The organism is uncultured Eudoraea sp., from assembly GCF_947258525.1.
Lineage (GTDB): Bacteria > Bacteroidota > Bacteroidia > Flavobacteriales > Flavobacteriaceae > Eudoraea.
Window position 1 is genome coordinate 1 of sequence record NZ_CAMYIP010000047.1, and the last position, 3603, is coordinate 3603.

General features: G+C 38.8%; 3 protein-coding genes. 1 reads left to right on the plus strand and 2 read right to left on the minus strand.

What is annotated here, in order from left to right; all coding sequences use genetic code 11:
• Nucleotides 1-223 precede the first annotated feature (223 nt).
• A complete protein-coding gene (gene dgt / locus Q0X89_RS03180) occupies nt 224-1567 on the plus strand; it encodes a dGTP triphosphohydrolase (RefSeq protein ID WP_297691162.1) in 1344 nt (447 codons plus the stop codon).
• On the opposite strand, the gene Q0X89_RS03185 is transcribed toward dgt, so the two are convergent.
• Nucleotides 1564-2661, minus strand: coding sequence for a DUF3078 domain-containing protein (locus tag Q0X89_RS03185; protein ID WP_297691163.1), 1098 nt, complete (start codon nt 2659-2661; stop codon nt 1564-1566). The two genes, dgt and Q0X89_RS03185, sit on opposite strands and share 4 nt — an antisense overlap.
• 1 nt (nt 2662) lies before the next feature.
• The coding region (locus Q0X89_RS03190) for a transketolase C-terminal domain-containing protein (RefSeq protein WP_297691164.1) at nt 2663-3603 on the minus strand (941 nt) is incomplete at its 5' end.

A 3603-nucleotide genomic window follows, 5' to 3' on the forward strand; every position in this document is an offset into this window, starting at 1 on the left:
TTCATTTAGTTGAATTACATTATCAACCGCAAAGAACGCTATGGGTTGTAAAAGTCATGTTAGTTCCAGGTTAAACATTTATTTTATTAAGGTTACTATTAGGTTATCATATTAAGCAAATGTTAAGTCTTAAATTCCTTGTTCAATAATTGTTTAAAAAGGGATGCTCTAAGTAATTTTTCACTTTTAAAAATCTGTATCTTTCCATCGTAATAAAAGACTTATGAATTGGGAACAACTGCTCTCTTTAAAGCGTTTTGGAGATACACATAAAAGACTGAGAAATGAGCAAAACGAAACACGTCTGGGCTTTGAGGTAGACTATGACAGGGTAATCTTTTCTGCGGCCTTCAGGAGTCTTCAGGACAAAACGCAGGTAATACCGCTCTCCAAAACCGATTTTGTTCATACCCGTTTGACCCACAGTCTGGAAGTTTCTGTTGTTGGGCGCAGCCTTGGAAGAATTGCCGGTGAAAAGCTGTTACAAAAGCATCCCTATTTGAAGGAAACCCATGGGTACAAATTTGGAGATTTTGGAGCTATTGTGGCAGCGGCAGCTCTTGCGCATGATATTGGGAATCCGCCATTTGGCCATAGTGGTGAAAAGGCAATAGGGGAATTCTTTGCACATGGGGAAGGCAAAAGATATAAAACACTTTTGTCCCAAAAGGAGTATCAGGATATTATTGATTTTGAAGGGAATGCAAACGGGTTTAAGTTGCTCACTGAATCGCGTGAGGGGGTATCCGGAGGTCTTCGATTAAGTTATGCCACCTTGGGGGCTTTTATGAAATATCCCAAAGAGTCTCTTCCAAAAAAGCCATCAAATCATATCGCTGATAAAAAATTTGGATTTTTCCAGTCGCAAAAGGAATTCTTTATAGAAGTTGCCGATGAATTGGGTCTTATCCCTACAGGCCGTGGTACAGACATTGCATATTCGAGGCATCCGCTAACTTATTTGGTTGAAGCTGCCGATGATATCTGTTATACCATAATTGATTTTGAGGATGGAATAAACCTGGGATTAATCTCGGAAGAATACGCTCTGGAGTATTTGATAAAACTTGTTAAGGACACCATTAATACAAAAAAATATAATTCTCTGACCATCATGGCCGACAGGCTCAGCTATTTAAGGGCTTTAGCAATAAATACCTTAATTAGTGATGCCGTGTCAATTTTTATTGAGAATGAAGATGCAATTCTAAATGGCGCATTTGCAGTTTCACTTTTGGATCGCAGCAATTATAAAGCTCAGGTTGAGGATATTATTCAGCTAAGTGTAAATGAAATATATTGTTCTCCGGGAGTTATAGAAAAGGAAATTGCGGGCTACAAAATTATATCAGATATTCTGGAGGTACTTACCAGGGCGTTGGTGAGACAAATGGAAGGTAAACCCACGAATTATGATAAATTGCTAATACAAACCCTACCCCCTGAATACAGAAATACCAAAGGCTCTATTTATTGGGTTTTGTTAAATGCCAGTTGTTTTGTTGCCAGTCTCTCAGACAGTGCAGCAGTTCATATACATAACAAAATAAGCGGGAAACAGCTTTAAAAATTATAAGCCAGGCCAACGGCCAAAACCTGTCTGAATTGTATTCTGGGAACCCCGGGATCAATTACGTTTCCGGTATCTGAGATTACCTGGTCAAAGCGTATATCATCATCATAGATAACCTGGGTTCCAAAATTGGTCTCAAATGAGTCGTTCACTTTAAACGTAAAATTCAATTCCCAGTCTATATCTATATTTCCAAAACGCCTCACATAATCAGTAAAAAGACTAAGGCGATGTTGCATAATTATATTTTTGGCGATTTCCTTCTCCCACGTATTCGTTATTAATATCCCGAATTCAATAAATTTGGTTGACCCTTTAGTCACCAGATTTCCTTCCTCATCATATACTGCCCTCCTCACACCAAATGATCCCTGGTTGGCCAGTGTTTGATCCAGAACGAAAGTTGCTTTTACAGTAGTGGGGGACAGATAAAGATTGAATTTTTCACCTTCAGGTGAAAAGTTGGGGCCGCCACCAAAAAACAGATATCCCGGGGCCATAAATCTGGAGATGCGATTCTCTGTGTCCGGATACTTAAAACCGTCTGTAAATTGTGTATTGAATTTTGTATTAATTGAATAATACCATTTGCTAAGGGTATCCCGGCGATAGCCAAAAGTAGAAGTAAGTCTGATAACGTCTTCCGTTTTTCTTAACTCCCTTCCTTCCTGTACATTAATACCATATCTCAGGATTAACTCGTTATTCCATTTAAGGTATCTGAATTTGTAATTTCTGGTAAATTTCAAATTTGCCAGTCCTGAAACCGCGTTTTCACCACCCGCATTCCAATTAACAAAGGCTACCTGACTTACGTTTAAGCCCAGTTCATTTTCTTTAGTCCAAAATGATGGGACTACAAAAGGTTCATAAGGATCGCTGAGCACCTTAGTTTCATTAAAAGACATATCAGGATTAATAAAACGTATTCCTCTGGGTACTGCTTTGACTTTGTATTGAGTGGCCCGGATTACAATGGTATCAATTTTTGTGGTGTCTATGGCAGTTACAGGAGGAATACTGTCCTGGAAATACGCCCGGGTAGAGGATAATAAGAGCAATCCCAATAAAACTAATCTAAAAGACATATTACAACGCTAATAATTCTGTGATACGTTTTTTTATGGAAAGGGAATCTATATGTGCTTCTCTGTGCAATTGTTCTACTGTTCCGTGTTCAATGAAAACATCTTCTATTCCAAATACTGAAATAGGGATACAATTGTTTATGGAATTTGCAAATTCTATTACGGCACTTCCAAAACCACCAATTTTACAGCCATTTTCGACGGTAATTACACGCTCATAAGTATTAAAAATATGATGCAGCATTTTTTCATCCAGAGGTTTGGCAAAACGCATATTGTAATGTCCTATTTTCCCGGGAAAATTCAATTCTTCAATCAGTTTCCTAATAGAGTTCCCTATATGGCCCAATGAAAGTACTGCAATTTTATTTCCTTTAATCAATTCTTCAGCGACCCCAATCTCCATTTTTTGGAAAGGTTGTTTCCAATTGGTTACGGTAGCACGTCCTCTGGGGTAGCGAATGGCAATAGGTCCGGAAAGGCCTTTCTGAATGGTAAACATCATATTACGGAGTTCTGCCTCATTCATAGGTGAAAAAATAATGAGATTTGGAATACACCTTAAATAAGCTATGTCATAAACTCCATGATGCGTAGCGCCATCCTGTCCTACCAGTCCGGATCTGTCCAGAAAGAAGGCTACCGGAAGATTCTGTATTGCCACATCATGAATTAGCTGATCGTAAGCCCTTTGTAAAAATGTAGAATATATGGCACAAAAGGGTAACAAACCCTCAGTGGCCATTCCTGCAGCCATGGTTACGGCATGTTGCTCCGCAATACCTACGTCAAAAGCTCTTTCCGGGATCTGCTCCATCATAAACTTTAGAGAACTTCCGGTTGGCATTGCAGGAGTAATACCAATAATTTTATCATTTTTTAATGCCAGTTCTACAAGTGTTTCGCCAAAAACGTCCTGGTATTTTGGAGGCTCATCTTCTG